The organism is Streptomyces sp. NPDC104367 (genome assembly GCF_055583825.1).
In genome coordinates, this window is record NZ_JBVJND010000015.1 from 13,355 (window position 1) to 36,099 (window position 22,745).

Below are 22,745 nucleotides of genomic sequence, written 5' to 3' on the forward strand. Positions count from 1 at the left end.
TCACTCCGTTGTGGTGTCGGCGCGCCCGGGCCGCGGCGGGCAGGAGGCCGGAAGGGGGGGCGCGGCGGCGGGCCGGGAAGCGGGTGTGCGTGCGGGGTCAGGCGGCCGGGGGAGCGGCGAACGAGGGCGCCAGCAGGCGCGCCCCCTCGTCCACGCCCCGGAGGGCGATCCCCTTCACGCCGGGCAGATCCGCGAGGAGTTCACTGCTGAGACAGGTGTTCTCCGGACGCGAGGCGTAGCGGGTGCCGGCCCGCGGAACCGCGGTCACCAGGTCCGCCGGGGCGCGCAGCGCCCGCGCGATGGCGCGGGCCCAGTCGGCCCGGGTGACACGGTCCGGGCCGCCCAGGTGCAGCAGCGGGGGCAGCGGGTGCCCGGCGTGCAGGAGCGCCGCCGTCACCCGCGCGACGTCGTCCAGGAGCACCGGTGTCGTCCACTGGTCCTCGGGGACCTCGATCCGCTCGCCCCGGCGCAGGCGGTGGGCGCAGGAGGCGAAGAAGTTCAGCCACTTGCCCGCGTCGGCCGGTTCGTGGCCGTAGACGAGGCTGACCCGCAGGACGACGGCCCGGCCGGCCCCGGCGAGCAGCGCCTCCTCCGCCGCCAGCTTCGCCCGGCCGTAGGCGTTCGCCGGTGACACGGCCGTGCTCTCGGTGTTGTGGGCCGAGCCGCCGCCGAACACGTTGTCGGTGGAGATCATCACGATCCGGGCGCCCGGGGCCAGGGCGGCGAAGGAGTCGGCGACGGCGACGTGCGCGGCCCGTGCCTCCTCCGGGTGGTCCTCGCACCAGGTGACGTCGGACGGTCCGTGCACCAGGACGACCCGGCCGGGGCGCAGCCGGTCGAGCAGCCGTCGGCAGGCCCCGGCGTCGGTGGCGTCCAGGGCGCTCCAGCGGGCCCCGAACGCGGCGGCGGGCCGGGCGGGCGGGCGGCGCGAGGCGAGTGTCACTGGCTCGCCCGCCGCGGCGAGCCGGCGGGCGGTCGCGGCGCCGATCAGGCCGCTGCCCACCACGAGGGTGTGCTCCCCGGTCATGACGCCTCCCGGACGAAGGGCACCGGTGCGCGGTTCGCCAGCAGGCGGCCCACGCCGACCAGCCCGTGGTCGTCGTCGGCCACCCCGAGCGACACCATCCGGTCGATCTGCGCGGCGTCCAGGCCGAAGCAGCCGAGCCGCGCCAGCTCGGCCACCAGCAGGCGCCGGTACGGTTCGCCGACCGCCAGGGCGAAGCCGCCCATCAGGACGTAACGGCACACCCCGATCGACGCGAACACCCCGCCGATCGCCTGGGCCAGGCAGGTCACGGTGGCGCGCAGCACCTCCGTGGTGAAGGGGTCGCCCGCGCGGATTGCCTCGGCGACCAGCCGGTTGTCGACGCGGTCCGCCTCGCCGTCGCACGCCGCGCCGAGCCGGGAGCGGCGGAAGGCGGCGGTGTCGGCCCGTGCGGCCCGGCGGGCCGCGGCCAGCACACCGCGCCCGGAGGCGATGGCGCCCAGGTGTCCGCGGCCGCCGCAGTCGCACAGCGGCGCGTGCGGGGACGGGTCGCAGACCCAGTGGCCCAGCTCCCCGCCGTGGCCGTCGGCGTCCACCAGGACCTCGCCGCCGCGGAACACCTTGTTGCCGATGCCGGAGCTGACGGTGAGCAGGCAGAAGTCCCCGGGCTCGGTCGCGGCGTACCGCCAGGCCGCCGCCGTCAGGTCGTTCACCACGACGGCCGGTGTGCCGGTCCGCTTCGTGAGCAGTTCGCCCAGCGGCAGGGGGTCTCCGCGCCGCCCCCAGACGGTGGGGGCGGCCAGCACGAGCCCGGCGGCCGTGATCGGCCCGGCGAAGGCCACGCCCAGCGCCCGCGGCGACCGCCCCGCCGAGTGCGCGCCGACCTCCCGCACGATCTGCTCCACCACCCGCCGCTGGAGCACCGGCACCGGTGCGCCGGGGTCGCGGTGCATGCCGTCGACCGGTGTCCGGCGAACCCGGGACAGGACGCCGGTCGCCGGGTCGTAGGTGCCCACCCGGAGCGTGGTGCCGCCCACGTCGAGCACGGTGAAGGTGTCGTCAGCCGGCACGGCGCTCACCCGGTTCCTCCTCCAGTTCCACCTCGAAGACCAGCAGGCGCAGGTCCCGCTCGCCGTCGTTGAGCAGGCCGTGCTCCCCGTGGGGGCCGTTGACGACGATGTCGCCGGGGCCCACCCGGAACTCCCGGCCGTCCCGGTACATCAGGCCGTCGCCGTCGAGCACGATGTAGGTCTCGCGGTCGGCGCCGTGCCGGTGCCGGCCGATCGAGGTGCCCGGCGGCAGGACGGCCAGGTCGATGAAGTCCGCGCCCGGGCCGCCGGGAGGGCGGGCGAAGACACGGTGGGCGAGGATCGTGCCGAGACCGCCGTGGTCCCCGTCCTTGCCGGCCAGCAGGTCCCGCAGGTTGACCACGTCCTCAGGCATCGTGCCGCTCCCCGTCCGCCGCGAGGGACCGCAGGGCCGCCGTCAGGACGTCCTCGGGCACGTCCTCCAGCTCCTCCACGAAGGCCGCCTTGCCGATGCCGGTCGGCACGACCAGGTGCAGCTTGCGGCCCCGGCGCTGCCAGGAGGCGCTCAGGGCCTGTGCCATCAGCTCCGGTGTGCAGGTGGCGGGGTCGAAGACCGGCAGCCCGATGCGCCGCAGCAGCCGGACGATCCGGTCGCAGGTCTCCCCGTCCGCGAGGCCGAGCAGGCGCGCCAGGTGCGCGGACAGGGCCATGTCGACGGCGACCGCCTCGCCGTGCTCCAGGCGGTGTCCGCCGGCCGTCTCGACGACCGGGCTGAAGGTGTGGCCGAAGTCGACGAGCCGGGCCAGCTCGTGTTCCTGGAGGTTGGGGCAGAGCTCCTCCATCATCAGCCGCATCGAGGTGCGCAGGACGTAGGTCTCCAGGCCGCTGTCGGAGCGGTCCGCCCCGGTGCCGTCCCCGGGGCGGCGGAACGCGTCGGGGTGGCGTTCCAGTGCCCGGAACAGGTCCGGGTCGAGGATGACGGCCATCTTCACGATCTCGGCGAGCCCGCAGCGGATCTCCCGGTGCGGAAGCGTGGTGAGGAAGCCGGGGTCGTTCAGGGAGGCGTGCGCCGGGTGGTAGGCGCCGAACATGTTCTTCGTCTGGAGGGCGTTGACACCGGTCTTGACGCCCACGCCGACGTCGACCTGGCCCACCAGGGTGGTGTTGACCTTGATGTAGCGGACTCCCCGGGCGTAGATGGACGCGGCGAAGCCGACCACGTCGGCGACGATGCCGCCGCCGACGGCGAGCATCACACCGTGCCGGTCCAGGCCGTCCGCCTTGGCGAGGGCGCAGACGTGCTCCGCCGCGGCGAGCGTCTTGTGGTGCTCGCCCGTCGGTATGACGTGCAGGGTCCACTGGCCGGGCCCGGTGCGGGCGTCCAGGTAGGCGCGCAGCCGGTCGCCGTAGAGCCGGTGGACGGTGGGGCCGGTGAAGACCACCACCCGTCGGCCCTCCAGCCGGTCGGCGAGCAGGGTGTGGTCGGGGTCGAACAGCCCCGTGGTCAGATCGACCCGGTAGCGCGTGCCGTCCGGGGCGCTCAGGTCGAATCCGCCGGGATCCTCGCGGACCCCCGCCGGCGGATGGCCGACCCGATCAAGAACCTGGCCTGACATCTTTCTCCTCAGTCTTCTCACGATGCCGTCGAAGGTCCGCGAACACCCCGGACAGCGCGGCCGTGAGCGGCCGGCCGGGGAGGTCCTCCAGCGGTACGGGACGTCCCCGCTCGTCCGCCACGGGCAGCCGCCAGTTGGGGTGCACCGTGGACGTGCCGGGAATGTTCTGGGGTCTGCGGTCGCCGGTCGCGTCCGGCAGCCAGACGCCGAGCAGGCGTGCCGGGGTGCGGCACAGGAACCGGTGCAGCGCGACCACGTCGCCGTCCGGGTCGGGCAGCAGTCCGAGCCGTTCCAGCTCGGCCAGCCAACCGTCACGCTCGGCGGCGGCCTGGGCCTTCTCCGTCGCCTCGGGCCCGGTCAGCAGACCCAGTCGCGCGCGGAGTTCCACGTGCTCGCCGCTGAGCCAGGCGGCGGTCGTCGGCAGGTCGTGCGTGGTGAGGGTGGCCAGGCAGTCCCGCCGCCACTGTCCGGGCGGCAGCGGGCCGTGCCGTCCCTCCGAGCCGCCGAGGTACTCGAAGCGCTGCACGGACGTGCCGAGGATGCCGCGCTCGTCGAGCGCGGTGCGCACGGACTCCTCGACCGTGCCGAGATCCTCGCCGATGACGGCCGCACCGGCCCGGTGCGCCTCCAGGGCCAGCACGCCCAGCATCGCCTCGGCGTCGTAACGGACGTACGTGCCCTCGGACGGCGGCCGTCCCTCGGGGACCCACCAGAGGCGGAACAGGCCCATCACATGGTCGATGCGCAGCGCGCCCGCGTGCCGCAGCCCGGCCCGCAGCAGCCCGGCGAGGGGCCGGTAGCCGGAGGCGGCGAGCCCGTCGGTACGCCACGGCGGCTGGCCCCAGTCCTGGCCGTGCGGGTTGAAGTCGTCCGGCGGAGCGCCGACGCTCATCCCCGCGGCCAGGCAGTCCTGGAGCGCCCAGGTGTCGGCGCCCTCGGGGGCGACCCCGACGGCCAGGTCGTGGATCAGGCCGATCCCCATGCCGGCCTCGACGGCCGCCGCCTGGGCGCGGGCGAGCTGTTCGTCGGTGACCCAGGCGAGCCAGCGGTGGAAGCCGACCTCGGCGGCCAGTTCCCGCCGGGCGCGGGCGACGGCCGGGGAACGCGGGTCGCGCAGCGCGGACGGCCAGGACCGCCACCGTCCGCCGTGCACACCGGCCAGCGCGCACCAGGTCGCGAAGTCGGTCAGCGCCTCGCCCTCGTCCGCGACGAACCGCGCGAAGGCGGCGGCCCGGCCGGGCGGGAGCGGGACCAGGTGCACCGCGCGCAGCGCCTCGTGCTTGAGCGAGCGCACCGTCTCCCGGTCGATGAGATCCGTGCCGCGCAGCACGCCCTCGTTCAGCTCCCGTGCCCGGGCGGCGCACCGGTCGGCGGTGTGCCGCGCCTCGCCCGTGAGGTACGCGTACTCGGGGATCGCCTCGACCCTGAGGTGCAGGGGGTCGGGGTACCGGCGCGAACTCGGGCGGTACGGCGAGGGATCCGGCAGCGGGCCCGGCTCGACGGCGTGCAGCGGACCGAGCTGCACGAAGTCCGCGCCGAGGGCCCGCCCCGACCAGGACGCCAGCTCCGTCAGGTCACCGAGGTCGCCCATGCCCCACGAACGCCGCGAGAGCACCGAGTACAGCTGGACGAGGAACCCCCAGTGCCGTCCGGCGGGCACGGGCAGCCGTTCCGGTACGACGAGCAGGGGCACGCGGGCGTCGCGTCCCGGTGCCCTCGCGTGCAGGACGTGGCGGCCGGCCGGCAGCGCGCCGGACAGGCGGGCCGCGCCGCCCCCCTCCAGTTCCACCTCGGTCCTCACGTCCGGGGCGAGGCCGAGCGGGGGCACGGTGCCCCCGCGCACGACGACGCACTCGGGCAGCAGCCGGGCCGCCGCGCGCTCGCGGTGCGCGGTGAGGGCGGCGCGGGCCGCCGCCTCGTCGGCCGCCGCCACCCCGCAGGCGGCGAGCACGGCCACGAGGGTGTCCGGGGCGACCTCGACCCGGTGACCCCGGTCGGTGGTGTACGCGGTGGATATGCCGTGGGCGCGGGCGAGTTCGCGCAGGCCGCCGGTCACCGGACCCGCTCCGGACCGGCTTCCGGGCCGCTTCGCGCGATGCCTTGCGCGATGCCTTCCGGGGGGCGTTGCGCGGTGCCTTGCGCGGTGCCGTCCGGGGCGCTTCGCGCGGTGCCCTCGGGGGTGCCTTGCGCGATGCCCTGCGCGGTGCCGTCCGGGCCGCTTCGCGCGGTGCCTGCGGGGGTGCCTTGCGCGATGCGCTGCGCGGTGCCGTCCGGGATGCCTTGCGCGATGCCCTGCGTGATGCCCTGCGCGGCGCCCTCCGGGCATCCGAAGAGACGTTCCAGGACGACGGCCACGCCGTCCTCCTCGTTGGTCGGCGCGGTCTCGTCCGCCATCGCCCGCAGCGCCGGGTGGGCGTTGCCCACGGCCACCCCGTGCGCGGCCCAGGCCAGCAGCGGGATGTCGTTGGGCATGTCGCCGAACGCGATGGTCTCGGCCGCGTCGAACCCGAGGAGCCGTGCCGCCCGTTCCACGCCGGCCGCCTTGGTGGTGCCGGCCGGGAGTACCTCCACCATCCCGCTCACCGAGTGCACGACGGTGACCTCGTCCCCGCACACCTGGCGGGCGGTCGCCGCCACCTCGTCCTCCGGTACGTCCGGGTGGTGCAGGACCAGCTTGTCGATGGGCTCCGTCCACAGCAGCCGGCGGTCGGTCGTGACGTCCCACCCGTGCCGGACGCGTTCGCCGAAGCGGGGGGTGACCTTGAACCGGCTCTCCGGCGGCGCCGTCACCACGCCCAGCTCCAGCGGCCCCAGTTCGGCCTCGACGCGTTCGGCCACCCGGCGCGCGAGGCCGAGGTCGAGCGAGGCCGAGGTGAGCAGCCGGTCGGCGCCCGCGTCGTAGAGCTGGGCACCCTGGCCGCACACGGCGAGACCGCGGTAGCCGAGGGCCGCCAGGTACTGCTTGCAGGCGGCGGCGGGCCTGCCGGTGACCACGAGGTGCCGGGCTCCCGCGGCGGCCACCGCGGCCAGCGCGCGCAGGGTGCGCTCGGAGACGGTCTGGTCGTCCCGCAGCAGGGTGCCGTCGAGGTCGGTCGCCACGAGCCGGAACGGCGGCGGGCCGGCCGGGGTCTCGACGGGGACGGTGTCCCAGGTGACCCGCCCCGACGCCAGGGTCAGCATGACGAGCAGCCGGTGACCGACGAGCGGCCCCTCCACCACGCCCCGGAAGACGCCCTCGCCCACCGGTTCCAGGGGCGCCAGGACGACCCCGCTGCCCGCGGGCACGGCCTCGTCCGAGGCGATGGCCTCCGCGGCGGACTCCAGGTCGGTGGCGCGGCCGCCGGTCCCGGGCGCCGCCGCCTCCACGTGCCGGGCCCCCGGGTGCCGGTACTCGACGTGCAGGCGGCCCGCCGGGTCCCGTCGGGCCCGGCACCGCTCGCGCACCCGCGCGGCCCAGTCCTCCCGGCCGGCCGCGCGCGCGATCTGTGCGCACCGGGCGAAGTCGGCCCGCGCGTGGGCGGCTTCGAAGAGCCGCTCGTAGGCCGCGTCGTCGAGCGGCGCGCAGCGGCCGTAGGCCGCCGTGTCGCCCAGGGCCGCGGCGGACCGTGCGACGGCCTCGCGGTGGCGGACCCAGTCGGCCGCGGGCAGGGCGTCGAACCAGCCGTAGCGGATCGCGTCCTCGGCGGGGAAGACCGGGGGGCGCTCGCGCAGGACGTCGGTGAACGCGGCGAGGCGCCGGTCCGCGCTGCGTGCCCAGGTGAACCCACGTGCCAGGACACGGGAGTTCGCCGACAGGCGGGCGTAGTCGTCGGGGGCCGCGCGCCGCAGGGCCGCGGCCTGGCGTATGCGCTCGGCGAGCGCGCCGGCGAGGTCCTGGTCGTCGTCGCGGAACGAGCCGGGCAGCGCGAACCCGGTGGCGCCCGGGTCGTCCGCGGGAAGGGCGTGCGCGAAGTGCGTCGTGACGCTCTGCGCGGTGGCGATCGGCACCGCGCCGCAGGCCATCGCCTCGGCCTGGGCGATCAGGAACCCGTCGAGCTCGAACTTCGAGGGGAAGACGCAGAAGTCCGCGCAGGCGGCCTGCTCGAACAGGGTGTCCTCGTCGGCCAGCCGCCAGTCCAGGTGGATCCGGCCGGGATGGCGGTCGGCGACCCGCTGGAAGTGCGCGTTGCCGGCGGGCGCGTCCTGCCCGCCGCCGCTGGTGGCGAAGCGCAGCAGGAAGACGGCCTCCGTGCCGCTGGTCAGGACCTCGTCGATGGCCCGGACCAGCTCCAGCTGCCCCTTGTGGTGCACCGCGTAGCGGGCGGCGTGGTAGAAGACCGGCAGCCCGGGGTCGAGGCCGAGGGAGCGCAGGACCGCCGCACGGTCGACCGCCGCGGGATCGCGGGCCAGCCAGCTGTCGGATATCCCGCAGCCCCCCATCAGCAGTTTGTGCGCCCGCTCGCGCAGCATCCGGGAGACGGGAAGCGTGTGGAAGAGGCTCTCGAACGGGGTGTCCCGGAAGGTGCTGTAGTAGTCCCGCTGCCCCGGCGAGACGAAGTCGACCAGGTCGGCGTGGGCCAGGACCATCGGCAGGAACGCGATGTGGTCCGGTCCGTACTCGGCGTGCATCCGGGTGCCGGCCAGCGCGCGTGCCATGGTCGCCGTCGGGCTGTCCTCGGGGGGCAGCGGCTCCTCGAAGGCGTCCAGGTCCGCGCGTACGCCGAACATCTCCAGCAGCCGCTCCACCTGCGGGCGGTACACCTTCTGCGTGATGGGCGCGTTGGCCGCGACCGTGCTCACCGTCCGCAGGGACGGATCGCCGGCGAACAGGGTCGGCAGCAGGTAGTGGTAGTAGGGCTCGAAGCCGTGCACCACCGCCTCCTCGCCCCGCAGGTGGCGCTGGACGAAGTGGGCGCCCGCGACCTGGAACACCAGCGGCTTGAAGAAGGCGAGGTCCCTGCCCTCGGTGCCGGGCGGCGGATAGAGCCGGTCGGGCAGCAGGTCCAGGTGGGCGTCGGAGAGGAAGTACACGTCCACGCCGGCCAGCCGCAGCCGGTGGGCCCGGGTGGTCAGCTCCAGGGTGACCTCGGCCGGGTGGTCCGGCCACACCTTGGGGTCGAGCACGAGCGGCACCCGGTGCTCGTGGACGTAGGGCAGTTCCTCGATCGGGTGGTCGTGCCGCAGCGCGTCCAGGAGCCCGTGCGCGGGGGTGACCAGCGAGACCCGGTGGCCGCGGGCGGCGTACTCGCGGGACAGGTTCCACACCAGCGGGGAGAGCCCGCCGCGCATCAGGCGGTTGTCGAACCCGCCGCACTCGAACGCGAAGTGGATGACGTGCACGCGCGTCACCTGCTCGCCACGGCGCGCGCACTGGCCGCGCGCAGTCCCGGCAGGTCGATGAACTCGGTGTGGGTGCCGACGCTGCCGCACGCGAACGCGCCGGCCACCGAACCGGCCAGCACGCACTCCTCCAGTTCCCGTCCCTCGAACAGGGAGTGCAGGAACGCGGTGACGAACGCGTCACCGGCACCGTTGGTGTCCACGACCGGTCGTTCGGGGCGTACGGCGGGGAAGCTGCGGATGCCGTCGGCGCCGCGCTCCAGCAGGTGGCAGCCGTCGGCGCCGTCGGTGGCGACCACGAACCGGGCCCGGCCCTCGGCGAGGATCGTCCGCAGCACGGTGTCCAGCCGGTCGTGGACGGCCGCCGCGCTGAGGAAGACGTAGTCGGAGTTGAGCGCGTAGTGGCGGTGGTGCGGGTTGTGCCCGTCCCAGTCGTGCAGATCGGTGGAGCTGGTCACGCCGAGGCGGTGGATGTCCTCGTACATGTCCTGGTTGTGGCCGACGATCGAGAGGTGGACGTGGGCCGAGCGCTCGACGAACGGCAGGTGGAAGTCGCGGGGCAGCCGGAGGTCGCCGGGGTGCCGGCCGTCGTAGAAGGAGAAGCGGCGGCCCTTCGGGTCGACGAGGTTCGCCGAGCGGGGCGTGCCGTGCGGGGAGACGAGGTGGCTGAAGTCGAGGCCCAGGCGTTCGTAGTGCTCCAGCACCATCCGGCCCTGCGGGTCGTCACCGAGGTAGTCGACGAACTTGGTCCGCAGGCCGAGCGTGTGCAGGCCCAGGGCCACACCGTTGCCGGTGTGCCCGACGTAGTCCCGCAGCGGCTCCACGAAGACCGAGTCGCCCGGGGGCACACGGAGTTCGTCCACGGGCACGATGGTGTCCACGCCGACGCCGCCGACCACCAGGACGTCGTATGCGGTCGGCCGCCGGTCCTCGTCGGGGCGTCGGTGTTCGGGCAGAGTCATGCGCTCACTCCTTCGGCAACGTGCTGAATGTGTCCGTCCTCCAGGACGACCGCTCCGTCGATGTCCGCGCCGGGCGGTATCACCGCGCCGGGCAGCACCACGCTGCGCCGCACCCTCGCCCCGGCGCCGATCCGGACACCGGGGAAGAGCACGCTGTCCGTGACGAGTCCGGCGTTGACGAGGTCGGCGGGGATCACCGACGCGCGCACCCCGGGAGCGTCCTCGACCCAGCGCCGTCCGACCGCCGGCCGCACCGTCCTGGGCATCCGCTCCACGGGCAGCGCGGGCCGGGGCCCCGCGAGGGCCAGGTGCGCCCGGTGGTAGCGCTCGACGGTGCCGATGTCCTCCCAGTGGCCGTGGACCTCGTGGCCGCGGATGTGCTCCCCGGCCGCGAGCATCGCGGGGATCAGGTCGCGGCTGATGTCGTGCTGCCAGTCGGTGCCGTCCAGCTCGCCCAGGTAGCGGCGCAGCACGGCGGCGTCGAACACGCAGAACGCCGCGAACACCAGGTCCGAGGTGGGGTTCTCGGGTTTCTCCGTGAACTCGGTGAGCCTGCCGCCGTCGTCGAAGCGGACCATGCCGAACAGGTGCACCCAGCGCGGGTCGATGCGCTGGTAGGCGACCGTCAGCGCCGCGCCCGAGGCCCGGTGCTCCTCGACCAGCGGGCCGTAGTCGTACCGGTAGACGTGGTCGGCGTGCAGGACGAGGACCTGCTCGGTGCCCGGCGTGAAGACGTGATCGGCCTTGCGGATCAGGGCGTCGGCGGTGCCGCGTTCCGGCGGCCAGGTGCGCGGCGGCAGGTGGGCGGGCACCTGCCGGCCGCGGTAGGCGTCGTCGTACGGTCCGAAGTGCACCCGGAATCCGGGCGCGCCGTTCCACACCCGGTGCAGGTCGTCCATCAGCTGCCGCTCCTCGTACTGGGAGAGGAGCAGCACCTGGGACAGGCCCGAGGCGCGGGCGTTGGCCAGGCTGAAGTCGATCAGCCGGCAGGTGCCGCCGTAGGGCACCAGGGGTTTGAGCCGTCCCGTGCCGAGCGGGCCCATACGGCGGCCCTCACCGCCCGCGAGCAGCACGGCGCGTACGGAGCGCAGGTCAGCCATGACGCACCTCGTCCCAGGTCGTCCGTCCCGAGGACAGGGTGAGCAGCAGCCGGCCGTCGGCGCTCGGAGCCTCGCCCACGAAGACGCCCGTCCCGGTGCGTTCCAGGGTGCGGACCTCGGGCAGGGCACGGGCCGAGCCCCGCCGCGGCTCGACGACTTCCACCCGTTCGGCGTGCGGCAGCCGGTACTCCACGCGCCCGTCGGGCAGGACGCGGGAGCGTTCGCGCAGCCGGGCGCTCTCCTCCCCGGGCACCGCCCCGGGGAGGCGTTCGAGGACACGCTCGCAGGCGGCGAAGTCGGCGCGCCGCCACGCGGCGCGGAACATCTCCACGGCGGCGCCGGCGTCGAACGGCGCACACCGCTCGTAGGCCGGGATGTCGCCGTGCTCGACGGCGGCGGCCGGGGTGAGCAGGTCGTCGGGGAGGAGGTCGAACCAGCCGTGACGCAGGGCCAGTTCGGGGGAGAGTTCCGCGGGCAGGCCCTGCCACAGCCGGGTGAAGGCCGCCAGGTGGAGGTCGGCGCAGTGGTCCCAGGTGAAGACGCGGGCGACGGCCGCGGCGCGCCCGGACAGTTCGCGGTAGCGGCCGGGATCGTCCGTCCACAGGGCCGCGGCCTGCCGGACGCGGTCGGCGAGTGCGGAGACGAGCAGTTCGTCGTCCTCCGCGAAGGACCGGTTCACGGCGAATCCGGTGGTCGTCCCGGGGCCTTCGGCGTGCCGGAAGTGCTCCATGCCGCGCTGGTCGGTGGCGATCGGCACCGCGCCCACGGCCATCGCCTCGCCCTGGGCGATCAGGAAGGTGTCCATCTCGAACTTCGAGGGGAACAGCGCGAAGTCGGCGGCGGCCGCGAAGGAGAAGACCCGCTCCTCCTCCACGCGCTCCCACTCGAAGTGCAGCCGCTCCGGGTGGCGCGCGGCGATCTCGTGGAAGAAGGGGTCGTCGATGCCGTTGCCGGAGATGCAGCGGATCACGAAGTTGGCTTTGAGGCCCTCGCCGAGCACGCGGTCGACGGCCCGCATCAGCTCGATCTGGCCCTTGTGGTGGACGGCGTAGCGGGCGTTGTGGAAGAACGTCGGCAGCGCGGGGTCCAGTCCCAGGCCGCCGAGCACCTCGGCCCGGTCGACCGAGGCGGGGTCCCAGGCCAGCCACCGGTCCGAGATGGCGCAGCCGCCGACGAACATCTTGGCTGCGTTGCGGCGCACCACGTCGGCGATCGGCAGCCGCCGGAAGAGCGACTCGAAGGGGGTGTCGTGGAAGCCGGCGTAGAAGTCCAGCTGGCCGGGGGAGAGGAAGTCGACCAGGTCGGCGTGGCCGGCGGTCAGTTCGTAGAGCGCCACGTGGTCCGGCGGGTAGGTGTAGTGCAGGTGGGTGAGCTGCTGGTACTGCACGACCGCCGCGGGCACGTCGGGCTCGGGGTCCGGGCCGGGCAGCCCGACGTCCACACCGAGCAGTTCGAACAGCTTCGCCACCTCGGGCGCGTAGACCTTCTTGGCGATCGGCATGTTGCTCTGCACGTTGCTGACGACCAGCTTCGTCGGGTCGTCGCGCAGCGCGGGCGGCAGCAGGTAGTGGTAGTACGGCTCGTGTGCGTGGACGATCGCCCTCTCGTCGCCGAACCAGGCGCGCAGGAACCGCACGCTGTCCACCTGGAACACCAGGGGCTTGAAGAACACCAGGTCGCGGCCCTTGGCTGAGTACGGCGGGTAGAAGGTGTCCGGCAGCCGGTCCAGGTAGTCGTTGGCGAGGAAGTACAGGTCCACGCCCTCCAGGCGGATGCGGTGGGCCGTGGTGCGCAGCGCCAGGTCGACCTGGTCCGGGAAGCCGTCCCAGACCCGGGGGTCGAGGACCACCGGCAGGGTGTAGGCGTCCTCGTAGGGGAGGTCCTCCACCTCGTAGCGCTGCCGCAGGTCGTCGAGGCGGCCGTGGGCGGGGGTGACGATGGAGACGGTGTGGCCGCGGGCGGCGAAGGTCCGGGAGAGGTTCCACAGGTAGACGGACGTGCCGCCCTGGAGGAAGGTGTGGTCGAAGCCGCAGCACTCGAAGTACGTCTCGACGATGTGCATCCGGGGCGCGTTCAGGACGGTCGTGTTCAAGACGGTCATGTCCTCGCGGGGGTGGTGGGGGCGGGGGCGGCCAGCGCGAGCGCGTGGCGCAGGTCGATCGCGGCGTGGTAGGGGCGGGCGTGGTCGTGGTTGTAGGCCAGCTCGTGCAGGAGGCGGCGCAGGTACAGCAGCCGTCTCAGCGGGCTGTCCGGGGTCCGTCCGAGCAGCAGGCGCAGCACGTGCTCGCGCCATGCGTCGGCGGTGCGGAAGACGCGTTCCAGCACCGCCCGTCCCGTGGCCGGCAGGCCGGGTGCCCCGTCGAGGGAGCCGTTCATGGTCTCGGTCGAGTCGATGCCGAGCCGGCGGGCACTCTCGAAGGCGGCCTCGTCGGCGGCGAAGTACTCCAGGGCGCGCTGCACGGCGACGAGGTCCTGAAGGGGGGACTGCGCGGCGTAGCCGGGGCCGTCCGCCGGCAGGGCGGGCGTGGACAGGTCGATGACGCTCATCCGCCAGTCGCCGTCGGGCCCTTCGGCGCACAGCAGGTGCGACAGGTGCAGGTCGCCGTGGCAGGGGCCGGCCCCCGGTGCCGTCGGGCTGTCGGCGAACTCGGCCCGCAGTGAATCCAGTTCGGCCTCCAGGGCGTCGAAGGCCGCCCGCCTGGCGGCGCGGGGGAGGGGCGCGTCGGCCGCGGCCAGCGTGTCCCGCCGCGCCGAGGCCGCGGCCAGGGCGTCGGAGACCGGGTAGCCGGCGGCGGGAGCGCCGAGGCGGACCGACAGCTCCCGGTGTAAGGTGCCGAGGAAGTTCCCCGCGGTCCGCAACCCCGCTTCGAGCGGCCGCAGATGGTGGCGCACGAGCTGCTTCGGTACGGCGCCGTCCGTGAGCCTCGGCCACAGCGAGCGCAGGTTCTCCCGCAGCGGTGTGTCGATGCCGTGCCCCGGCACGTGGCGGTACAGCACGCCCAGCGGGTGGCGCGTCCCGCGGACCGGGTCGGTGTACGTGCTGTCCCCCGCCCACCGGGGCGTGTGTCCGCTGCCGCTCATGAGGCGCAGCACCTCGGGCTCGTGCACCGCAGCGCCCAGCGACCGGTAGGTCTTGTGGATGTACGGCGAGCCGCCGATCCCCACCAGGGACAGCGAGTTGGAGGACCAGCCCTGGTCGAACGGCAGCGGCCGGACCTCTCCGGCCGGCGGCGAGGGCGCCCGGCGGAAGTCCAGGTGTCCGCCGTGCCGGGTGCGCAGCCGTGTCCCGGCGAGCACACGGCGCACCGCCGCGAGCCCGAAGGTGCCCTCGCCCCCGGCCTCGGTGACCGCGCCCGACGCATCCCGGTGCGCGGGGACGAGGAGCCGCTCGCCCGAGGCGGGGCCGCCGAGCGCGGTGACGACCAACAGCAGCTCCTGCGAGCCCAGTTCGGCGTGGTCGACCAGTTCGTAGCGCTCGGCGGCGCGCAGGTCGCGCGACAGCCACGACGCGTTGCGCAGCAGGGGTTCGAGATGTTCGTCGGAGAGCACGGCTGTGATCAACTCCCTGTCATTTCGTAGGCGTTGATGCCCCGCCGCCACACGGTCAGGGTCAGGGCCAGGGCGACGGCCGTCACCGGCGGCAGCCAGACCACCAGCCCGGTGGCGCCGGTCAGCAGGTAGACGCACGGGACGTACGCGGTGAAGGCGAAGGGCAGTACCCAGGTCAGCAGGGCGCGCAGCGAGGGGTGGTAGATGTCCAGCGGATAGGCGGCGAACTCGGAGACCTGGCTCGCCGCGTACATCGACGGCAGGCTGGTCACGGTCCAGAAGGACAGCGAGGCGAACAGCAGCTTCACCGAGGTGTGGATCAGGGCCCCGCACAGCACCAGCAGGGGAGCGACGAGCCACTGCACCCCCGTCGGACGCAGCCCGAGTTCGCTGCCGGACCAGCTCACCAGGACGGCGCCCACGGCCAGTTCGCCGAGTCCGTCCGGGTGGAAGAACCGCTCCGACAGCAGGGAGAACAGCGGGTTCACGGGACGGATCAGATAGCGGTAGAACTCGCCGCGCTGGACCAGCTTGCGGCCCAGCTCCCACAGCTGGTCGGTGAAGAGGTGGTCCAGTCCGCGCGGCAGCAGGGAGAAGCCCAGCAGGAACAGCACCTCGTGATAGCTCCAGCCGCCCACCACGGGAACCTGCCGGAAGACCAGCCCCACCACCGCCGTCTGCAGGCCGACGCGGACCAGGAACGCCCCGGCCCCCAGGACGAAGTCCACGCGGTACGCGCTCAGCCGGTGCAGCCCGACCCCGCCGAGGAACACGGCCAGTCGCAGATGGCGCCAGAGCGTGCGGGTCATCCGCCCAGCACCTCCAGACGGCTCAGCGAGGCCCGCCACAGCACGGCGCTCAGCAGTCCCAGACCGCCCGCCCAGCCGAGCTGCCGGGCGAGCACACCGGCCGCGCCCGCCACACCGTCGTAGCGGCCGAGCAGCAGGGTGAGCGGGCCGTCGACCATTCCCTGGAAGGGCAGCGCGGCCGCCAGGGCCGCGAGCGGTCCGGGCATCAGGGCGAGGGGCACCAGCTGACCGGCGAAGAAGGCGACCACGCTCTGCTTCACCATCCGCACCCCCCAGGTGTTGGTGGTGACGAAGCCCGTCATCCCGGTCAGCAGGTTCACGAGGAAGGCGAGCAGCACGGAGAGCACGGTGGACACCAGGAACAGCAGGGCGTCCACGGGCCGGGGCACGGTGAGCGGCACGATCAGCGCGAACAGGGCCAGCACGGGCACGGCGACCAGGACGGCGTTGGCCGCGACCACCGGCAGACAGGCGAAGAACCGCACCAGCGGATAGCTGACGGGCCGGACCAGCAGGACGGCGACGTCGCCCCGGTAGACCTCGGCCGCGACCTCGTCGTCCACCCGGTTGGCGTGCAGGACCTGGAGCACCTGCGCCATCAGCAGATAGGTGGTGATGCCCTCGGCGCCGAAGCCGCCGGGCCCGCTGCCGGGCGGGGAACCCGCGTACACGGCCCGCCAGAGGAAGACGGTGACCGCCGCGCCGGCCGCGGCGGTGACACCCGTCGTCACGAACGTCGACCGGTACTGGAGCAGGGACTGGAGCCCGCCGGTGGCGAAGGGCAGGTAGTGGCGCACGCGGTCGCGGACGCGGTCGCGCGGCGCGGGGTGCGGCGACCGCTCGCGCCCGGGTACGGCGGTCCCGCTCATGCCGCGCCCCCCTGGGACGGGCCCCGGACCCCGGACGTCACCGGATCGCCGCGCCGGCCGGCGTAGATCCGGCGCAGGACGTCCTCCAGGTCGGGCTCGGGCGCGTAGCAGTCCGCCAGGTCGAAGTGGTCGAGCAGGAAGGCGAGCACCTGCCGTGAGGTGAACCGCTCGACCGGGTAGTCGACCCTGATCCGGCCGTCCCCGGCGCCGGAGGCGTGCACCCCGGGCAGCCCCTGCTCGATCCGGGCGCAGGCGTGCCGCGGGTCGGGACCGCCCCGGTGGTCGAACACGACGGAGCGCCGGTCGGCGGTGCGCAGCAGGTCCCGGATGCTCCCCTGGTGCACCACCCGCCCCCGGTCCACGACCAGGGCGCTGTCGCAGATCGCCGCGATGTCCATGATGTCGTGGCTGGTGAGGACGACGGTCGTGCCCAGTTCCCGGTGGACGTGGTTGACCAGGTGGCGGACCGCGTCCTTGAGCATCATGTCGAGACCGATGGTCGGCTCGTCCCAGAAGACGACCGCCGGGTCGTGCAGCAGACTCGCCGCGATCTCGGCCCGCATCCGCTGCCCCAGGCTCAGCTGGCGCACGGGCGTGGTGCCGAGGGCGTCGATGTCCAGCAGCTCCCGGTACAGGGCGAGATTGCGCCGGTACACCGGATCGGGCACGTCGTAGATGCGCCGCAGGATGCGGAACGAGTCCGGCACCGACAGGTCCCACCAGAGCTGGCTGCGCTGGCCGAAGACGACCCCGATGCCGCGGGCGTTGGCCTGCCGGTGCCGGTAGGGCTCGATGCCGCGGACCAGGCAGCGTCCGCCGGTGGGGGTCATGATGCCGGTGAGCATCTTGATCGTGGTCGACTTGCCCGCCCCGTTGGCGCCGATGTACGCCGTCTTCGACCCGGCCGGGATCGTGAAGGAGACGTCGTCGACCGCGCGGACGATCCGGTGCTCGCGGGTGAACAGGGTGGACAGACTGCCGACCAGACCGGGTTTGCGCTCGGCGATCCGGAACTCCTTGACGAGGTTCTCCGCGACGATCACGTCAGCACCCGTTCCATGGCCCGCTCCAGGAGGCCGACGCCTTCGTCGAGCAGGGGCTCGTCGATGGTGAACGGCGGTGCCAGGCGCAGGATGTGACCGCCGAGGGCCACTCTCAGCCCCAGGTCGAGGGCCGTGGCGTACACGGCGCGCGCGAGGTGCGGAGCCGGTGTGCGGCTGCGCCGGTCCGTGACGAACTCCAGCCCGTACAGCAGCCCCAGCCCGCGCACGTCGCCCAGGTTCTCGAAGCGGGACGCCAGCGCGGACAGCCGGTCCTGGAGCAGTTCGCCGAGCACCCGGACGCGCGCGATGAGGCTGTCGCGCTCGACGACCTCCAGGGTGGCCCGCGCCGCCGCGATCCCGAGGGGGTTGCCCGCGTACGTCGACGCGTAGGCGCCGGAGCCCGAGGCCGCCGCGCTGCGCAGCAGATCCGCCCGCCCGGCCAGCACGGCGAACGGGAACCCGCTGGCCAGGCCCTTGGACAGGGCGACCAGGTCGGGCTCGACACCGAACTGCTCGCCGGCCAGGAACGTCCCCGTCCGGCCGCCGCCGGTCAGCACCTCGTCGGCGACGAGCAGCACCCCGTTGCTCCGGCAGCTGTCGGCGATCTGCTCCCAGTAGCCCGGCGGCGGCACGACGACGCCGCCGGCGCCGAGCACCGGTTCGAAGACCAGCGCCGAGATGTTCGGTTTGTCGGCGATGTGCCTGCGCACCAGCGAGGCGCAGCGCAGCCCGCACGACGGGTGGGTCAGCTCCAGCGGGCAGCGGTAGCAGTACGGCGAGTACCCCAGCACCGAGTTGCCCGCGAAGGCCTGGTGGCCGAGGTCCCAGTGCACGAGCATCCGCGCGCCCATGGTCTTGCCGTGGAAGCCGCCGCGCAGGGCGCCGATCCGGTTGCGGCCCGGCTCCGCGGTCGCCTGCACCACGCGCAGCGCGGCCTCGACGACCTCGGCGCCGGTGGAGAACAGGGCGTAGGTGTCCAGCTGTTCGGGCAGCAGCCGGGCCAGCAGCTCCAGCAGCGCGGCCCGGTCGGGGGTGGCCGAGTCGTGCACGTTCCACAGCCGCCGGGCCTGCGCGGTCAGCGCCTCGACGACCTCGGGGTGCCCGTGTCCCAGGGACTGGGTCAGGGTGCCGGCGGCGAAGTCCAGGTACTGGTTCCCGTCGAGATCGGTGAGGACCGGGCCGCGCCCCTCGGCGAAGACCCGGCGCCCCACGGCCGCTTCCTCCGAAGCGCCCGGCGCCAGATGCGCGGCCTCACGTTCCAGCCGTTCCAGCTGGTGCCGACCTGTCACTGCTGCTCCCCACGCTCGGTGCGAACTGCCGTGGCATGCACCGGGGTTGATCGGCGCAGGCAGTGAGTCAAACATCAACTACTGCTCATCTGCAAGGAATTGCTGAAACTTACAGACCGGCCTTGCGGTTTCGGTGCCGCCTCTGCTTGAGTCGGGATCAGCTCAACCGGTGGCACCGCGACTTCCGTTCGAGGAGAGATCCGTGCGCATCCAGACCCCGTCCCCGCCGCGACGCGGACGGCCCGCGTGAAAGCGCTGGTCCTCGCGGGCGGCACCGGCAGCAGACTGCGGCCGTTCACCCACACCCGCGCCAAACAGCTCCTGCCCATCGCCAACAGGCCGGTGGTGCACTACGCCCTCCAGGCGATAGCCGACGCCGGCATCGAGGAGGCGGGTGTGGTGGTCGGCCCGCACACCGCAGACATCCGGCAGGCGGTCGGCGACGGTTCGGCCTTCGGACTGCGCATCACCTACCTGCACCAGGAGCAGCCCCTGGGCCTGGCCCACGCGGTGCTGATCGCACGGGACTTCCTCGCCGACGACGACTTCCTGCTGTACCTCGGGGACAACTACCTGGAGGACGGCGTCGCCGGATTCGTCCGCCGCGCCGAGACCGGCCGGGACGCCGCCCGCCTGCTGCTCACCCCGGTGCCCGACCCCACCGCCTTCGGCGTCGCGGAGGTCGACGGCGACGGACTGGTGCGGCGGCTGGAGGAGAAACCCGACCGCCCCCGCAGCGACCTCGCCCTCATCGGCGTCTACGCCTTCGGGCCCGCCGTGTACGAAGCGGTACGCGCCATCCGTCCCTCCGGGCGGGGCGAGCTGGAGATCACCCACGCCGTGCAGTGGATGGTCGACCGGGGCCTCGCCGTGCGCGCCGAGACGACCACCCGGCCCTGGCGCGACACCGGGAGCGTGGACGACCTGCTGGAGGCGAACCGGCACGTCCTGGACCGGATCGAGGGGCGCGTCGACGGCAAGGTCGATCCGCACAGCGTCCTGATCGGCCGGGTCCGGATCGCCGAGGGCGCCGTGGTCAGGGGGTCGCGGATCGTCGGCCCCGTCGTCGTCGGGGAGGGCGCCGTCATCAGCAACTCCAGCGTCGGCCCGTACACCGCGGTCGCGGAGGACTGCCGGATCGAGGAGAGCGAGATCGCGTTCTCGGTGCTCCTGCGGGGCGCGTGCGTCGAGGGCGCCTCGCGCATCGAGGGCTCGCTCATCGGCCGGGAAGCGGTCGTCGCCGCGTCCCCCCGCCCGCCCCACGCCCACCGCCTCGTCATCGGCGACCACAGCAGGGTGCAACTCACCTCGTGACACCCCGAGCCCGCGTCACCGGCCCCGCCCGGCCCCACGCGTCCGGCCCCACGCGTCCGGCCCCCACGCGTCCGGCCCCACGCGTCCGGCGGCGCCCGTTCCGCGGCCGCGGCGCCGAGGCCGACCGCGTTCCGGCGACCGGAGGATCCGGGCCGGCGGCACGAGTCGCATGAACCGCGGCCCCGAAGCCCCGTCCCCGTCGGGTGCCCGCCGTCCGGACCCGGTTCCCGGTCCCTTCGGCGCCAGGTGCGCCGTCTTCGGGGTGTCCGCCGGTCCGTGCCCGCATCCTGTCCTCGCGGGACTCCTCCCGCCGCCTCGACGACGGAACGGACGCATGGGCATGAGCGAGCTCGTGATGGGTATCGACACCGGGACCGCCAGCACCAAGGGCGTGCTCGTCACGCCGGACGGGACCGTGCTGGCGACGGCCGTACGCCATCACTCGATGTCGCTGCCCAGACCGTCGTGGGCCGAAGTGGACGCCGCCGCCGTCTGGTGGGCCGACCTCGTCGCGGTGGCCCGTGAACTCATGGACGGGATCGGCCCGCACACCCTCGCCGGGCTCTGCGTCAGCGGTGTGGGCCCCTGCCTGCTGCTCTGCGACGACGACCTGGAACCCGTGCGGCCGGCCATCCTCTACGGCATCGACGGCCGGGCCGGGCGCGAGATCCGCGACCTCACCGAGCGGCTCGGCGCCGACACGGTCCTCAGTCGCTGCGGCAAGGTCCTCAGCACCCAGGCCGTCGGCCCCAAGATGCTGTGGATGCGGCGCAACGAGCCCCACGCATGGGCGCGCGGAACACGGTGGTACAACTCCCACTCCTACCTGGCCGCCAAGCTCACCGGGGCGTACGTGCTCGACCACCACACGGCCAGCCAGAGCGACCCGCTGTACGACCTGCACGCCGGATCCTGGGCCGCGGACTGGGTCCCGGACATCGCTGGCCACCTGGAGATGCCCCGGCTCGTCCACCCCCACGAGGTCGTCGGAACCGTGACCGCCGCGGCGTCCCGGGCCACGGGCGTCCCGGCCGGCACCCTCGTCTCCGCCGGGACCGTCGACGCCTGGGCCGAGGCCCACTCCGCGGGCGTACGGCACCCGGGCGACCTCATGGTCATGTACGGCTCCACGCTGTTCTTCGTCCAGGTGCTGGGCGCCTACCGGGCGCACCCCGGACTGTGGACCACGGCGGGGGTGGAGCCGGGCCGGCGCACCATCGCGGCCGGCATGTCCACCTCGGGATCCCTGACCCGGTGGATCCAGGACGTCACCGGAGGGGCTTCCTTCGACACCCTGGTCGCCGAGGCCGAGGCCGTACCGCCCGGTTCGGACGGCCTGCTGATGCTCCCCTACTTCGCCGGTGAGCGGACCCCGGTCTTCGACCCGGACGCCCGGGGCGTGGTCGCGGGCCTGACCCTGCGTCACACCCGCGGCCACCTCTTCCGGGCCGCCTACGAGGGCATCGCCTTCGGCGTCCGCCAGATCCTCGACTTCCTGGAGGACCCCGACGACCCGGTCCGGCGCGTCGTCGCGGTCGGCGGCGGCACCCAGGGCGGACTGTGGACCCAGATCGTCAGCGACGTCACCGGCCGCGACCAGCAGGTACCGGCGCAGACCATCGGCGCCTGCTACGGCGACGCCCTGCTCTGCGCGGTCGGGCTCGGACTCGTACCGCCGGACACGGACTGGGCGGTCACCGAGACGACCGTGCGGCCCCGCACCGGGACGCGCGAGGTGTACGACCGCCTGTACGCGTCGTACACCGCGCTCTACCCCGCCACCAAGGACATCGTGCACGGTCTCGCCGCCATGCAGTGACCAGCGCGTGCGCACGCGTGTGTCAGGGGTGAAGCCCACCCGTTCACGGCACCTGACGCCGTGTCACGCTGCCACACTGCTGAGTGATCACCGCGGTGGGCCGGGTGCGGACCGGGCCACCGCGTCGGCTCCGTCGTGTCGGGCCGCCACCGTGGCACCCCCTTCGACCCCCTGCTCGCCGACGCGTGGAACGGCCGGCGCCCAGCCGAACCGATGAAGGAGGCGGAGGGCATGATCCCGGGCCTCCGGGTAGGGATCCTGCCGTACAGGAGGTGTGCATGAGCGGACTGGCGGCCCCGTTGTGGGACGTGGGCAACGGACAGGGACTGCGGCAACTGTCCGAACTGGGACTGGCGTTGGTGCTGTCCAGCCTCATCGGCTGGGAGCGGGCGGCGCAGCAGAAGAGCGCGGGGCTGCGCACCCACACCCTGGTGGGCATCGCCAGCGCCCTGATGATGGAGGTCTCCCAGCACGGCTTCACCAATGTGCTCGGCCTGGACAACGTCTCCTTCGACCCCTCCCGGGTGGCCGCCCAGATCGTCTCCGGCATCGGCTTCATCGGCGGCGGGCTCATCTTCGTACGACGTGACGCGGTACGCGGCCTGACCACCGCCGCGACGGTCTGGCTGACCTGCGCGGTCGGCATGGCCTGCGGCGGCGGGCTGCCCATCCTGGCCTGCGCGGTCACCGCGCTGCACTTCCTCGTCGTACGCGGCTACCCGCTGCTCGCCGACCGCCTCGTCCCCGGCGCCGCCGCCTCCGCCTTCGAACTGCGCATGACCTACCGCACCGGAACGGCCCTGCTGCCCCGGCTCATGGAGACCTGCACACGACGCGGCTTCCGCATCCTCCAGGTGCGCGTCGACCGCCTGCCCGGCCGCACCGACCCGGCCGCCCAGGTCCTCCTGGAGCTGGAGGGCAGCGCCGACCCCGCCCCGCTCACCGCCGAACTCTTCCAGAGCGACGGGGTCATCGACATCGAACTGACCACGGCGTCCGACGCGTAGCCCCGCCCACGCGGCGGACGCCCGATCGACCCGCCG

At 73.9% G+C, this 22,745-nt stretch carries 17 protein-coding genes; 3 read left to right on the forward strand and 14 right to left on the reverse strand.

The annotated features are described in order from the left end of the window. Window positions 1-97 precede the first annotated feature (97 nt). Genes ACZ619_RS22880 through ACZ619_RS22945 form a run of 14 tightly spaced genes read right to left on the reverse strand, consistent with a single transcriptional unit; the run spans window position 98 to window position 18,569 of the window. Window positions 98-1,027: a sugar nucleotide-binding protein gene (locus ACZ619_RS22880; protein ID WP_469601789.1), complete on the reverse strand. Its 930-nt coding sequence runs from the start codon at window positions 1,025-1,027 to the stop codon at window positions 98-100. After that, window positions 1,024-2,064, reverse strand: a complete 1,041-nt coding sequence (locus ACZ619_RS22885) for an ROK family protein (RefSeq protein WP_469601792.1) — start codon at window positions 2,062-2,064, stop codon at window positions 1,024-1,026. Before ACZ619_RS22885 ends, ACZ619_RS22880 begins: the two co-directional genes overlap by 4 nt. Then, window positions 2,045-2,428, reverse strand: a complete 384-nt coding sequence (locus tag ACZ619_RS22890; RefSeq protein WP_469601795.1) for a cupin domain-containing protein — start codon at window positions 2,426-2,428, stop codon at window positions 2,045-2,047. The genes ACZ619_RS22885 and ACZ619_RS22890 overlap by 20 nt, the downstream gene beginning before the upstream one ends. Then, the gene (locus ACZ619_RS22895) at window positions 2,421-3,629 is read right to left on the reverse strand and encodes a sedoheptulose 7-phosphate cyclase (RefSeq protein WP_469601797.1); all 1,209 of its coding nucleotides are present in this window, start codon (window positions 3,627-3,629) and stop codon (window positions 2,421-2,423) included. The genes ACZ619_RS22890 and ACZ619_RS22895 overlap by 8 nt, the downstream gene beginning before the upstream one ends. After that, window positions 3,610-5,685, reverse strand: a complete 2,076-nt coding sequence (malQ, locus tag ACZ619_RS22900; RefSeq protein ID WP_469601800.1) for a 4-alpha-glucanotransferase — start codon at window positions 5,683-5,685, stop codon at window positions 3,610-3,612. Before malQ ends, ACZ619_RS22895 begins: the two co-directional genes overlap by 20 nt. Next, window positions 5,682-8,948 carry a Cof-type HAD-IIB family hydrolase gene (locus ACZ619_RS22905; RefSeq protein ID WP_469601801.1) on the reverse strand — a complete coding sequence of 1,089 codons (3,267 nt, stop codon included), beginning with the start codon at window positions 8,946-8,948 and terminating at the stop codon, window positions 5,682-5,684. The genes malQ and ACZ619_RS22905 overlap by 4 nt, the downstream gene beginning before the upstream one ends. A 5-nt stretch (window positions 8,949-8,953) precedes the next feature. After that, complete coding sequence (locus ACZ619_RS22910) at window positions 8,954-9,910, reverse strand: carbohydrate kinase family protein (protein ID WP_469601804.1); 957 nt, start codon at window positions 9,908-9,910, stop codon at window positions 8,954-8,956. Then, complete coding sequence (locus tag ACZ619_RS22915) at window positions 9,907-11,010, reverse strand: sugar phosphate nucleotidyltransferase (RefSeq protein ID WP_469601806.1); 1,104 nt, start codon at window positions 11,008-11,010, stop codon at window positions 9,907-9,909. Before ACZ619_RS22915 ends, ACZ619_RS22910 begins: the two co-directional genes overlap by 4 nt. Beyond that, window positions 11,003-13,111 (reverse strand): glycosyltransferase, encoded by a 2,109-nt coding sequence (locus ACZ619_RS22920; RefSeq protein WP_469601808.1) that lies wholly within the window; start codon window positions 13,109-13,111, stop codon window positions 11,003-11,005. Before ACZ619_RS22920 ends, ACZ619_RS22915 begins: the two co-directional genes overlap by 8 nt. Continuing rightward, the gene (locus ACZ619_RS22925) at window positions 13,108-14,559 is read right to left on the reverse strand and encodes a hypothetical protein (RefSeq protein WP_469601810.1); all 1,452 of its coding nucleotides are present in this window, start codon (window positions 14,557-14,559) and stop codon (window positions 13,108-13,110) included. The genes ACZ619_RS22920 and ACZ619_RS22925 overlap by 4 nt, the downstream gene beginning before the upstream one ends. Window positions 14,560-14,567: 8 nt before the next feature. Beyond that, a complete protein-coding gene (locus ACZ619_RS22930) occupies window positions 14,568-15,368 on the reverse strand; it encodes an ABC transporter permease (RefSeq protein ID WP_469601813.1) in 801 nt (266 codons plus the stop codon). Continuing rightward, window positions 15,365-16,237, reverse strand: coding sequence for an ABC transporter permease (locus tag ACZ619_RS22935; RefSeq protein ID WP_469601815.1), 873 nt, complete (start codon window positions 16,235-16,237; stop codon window positions 15,365-15,367). Before ACZ619_RS22935 ends, ACZ619_RS22930 begins: the two co-directional genes overlap by 4 nt. After that, complete coding sequence (locus ACZ619_RS22940; RefSeq protein ID WP_469601818.1) at window positions 16,234-17,280, reverse strand: ABC transporter ATP-binding protein; 1,047 nt, start codon at window positions 17,278-17,280, stop codon at window positions 16,234-16,236. The genes ACZ619_RS22935 and ACZ619_RS22940 overlap by 4 nt, the downstream gene beginning before the upstream one ends. Continuing rightward, window positions 17,277-18,569 (reverse strand): aspartate aminotransferase family protein, encoded by a 1,293-nt coding sequence (locus tag ACZ619_RS22945; RefSeq protein ID WP_469601820.1) that lies wholly within the window; start codon window positions 18,567-18,569, stop codon window positions 17,277-17,279. The genes ACZ619_RS22940 and ACZ619_RS22945 overlap by 4 nt, the downstream gene beginning before the upstream one ends. A 246-nt stretch (window positions 18,570-18,815) precedes the next feature. Here ACZ619_RS22945 and ACZ619_RS22950 point away from each other — a divergent pair, with 246 nt between their 5' ends. From ACZ619_RS22950 to ACZ619_RS22960, 3 genes are all read left to right on the forward strand, one after another. After that, entirely contained in the window at window positions 18,816-19,883 is a 1,068-nt protein-coding gene (locus ACZ619_RS22950; protein WP_469601823.1) for a glucose-1-phosphate thymidylyltransferase, read from the forward strand. A 340-nt stretch (window positions 19,884-20,223) separates the two neighbouring features. Beyond that, window positions 20,224-21,702, forward strand: a complete 1,479-nt coding sequence (locus ACZ619_RS22955; protein ID WP_469601825.1) for an FGGY-family carbohydrate kinase — start codon at window positions 20,224-20,226, stop codon at window positions 21,700-21,702. Between the two features lie 278 nt (window positions 21,703-21,980). Continuing rightward, complete coding sequence (locus ACZ619_RS22960; protein ID WP_469601827.1) at window positions 21,981-22,709, forward strand: MgtC/SapB family protein; 729 nt, start codon at window positions 21,981-21,983, stop codon at window positions 22,707-22,709. Window positions 22,710-22,745 lie beyond the last annotated feature (36 nt).

Excerpts from the sequence above, each read along its gene's own strand:
- ACZ619_RS22880 (WP_469601789.1), bottom strand. The coding sequence starts at position 1,027 with ATGACCGGGGAGCACACCCTCGTGGTGGGCAGCGGCCTGATCGGCGCC.
- ACZ619_RS22890 (WP_469601795.1), bottom strand. The coding sequence starts at position 2,428 with ATGCCTGAGGACGTGGTCAACCTGCGGGACCTGCTGGCCGGCAAGGAC.
- ACZ619_RS22895 (WP_469601797.1), bottom strand. The coding sequence starts at position 3,629 with ATGTCAGGCCAGGTTCTTGATCGGGTCGGCCATCCGCCGGCGGGGGTC.
- ACZ619_RS22910 (WP_469601804.1), bottom strand. The coding sequence starts at position 9,910 with ATGACTCTGCCCGAACACCGACGCCCCGACGAGGACCGGCGGCCGACC.
- ACZ619_RS22915 (WP_469601806.1), bottom strand. The coding sequence starts at position 11,010 with ATGGCTGACCTGCGCTCCGTACGCGCCGTGCTGCTCGCGGGCGGTGAG.
- ACZ619_RS22920 (WP_469601808.1), bottom strand. The coding sequence starts at position 13,111 with ATGACCGTCTTGAACACGACCGTCCTGAACGCGCCCCGGATGCACATC.
- ACZ619_RS22930 (WP_469601813.1), bottom strand. The coding sequence starts at position 15,368 with ATGACCCGCACGCTCTGGCGCCATCTGCGACTGGCCGTGTTCCTCGGC.
- ACZ619_RS22935 (WP_469601815.1), bottom strand. The coding sequence starts at position 16,237 with ATGAGCGGGACCGCCGTACCCGGGCGCGAGCGGTCGCCGCACCCCGCG.
- ACZ619_RS22955 (WP_469601825.1), top strand. The coding sequence starts at position 20,224 with ATGAGCGAGCTCGTGATGGGTATCGACACCGGGACCGCCAGCACCAAG.
- ACZ619_RS22960 (WP_469601827.1), top strand. The coding sequence starts at position 21,981 with ATGAGCGGACTGGCGGCCCCGTTGTGGGACGTGGGCAACGGACAGGGA.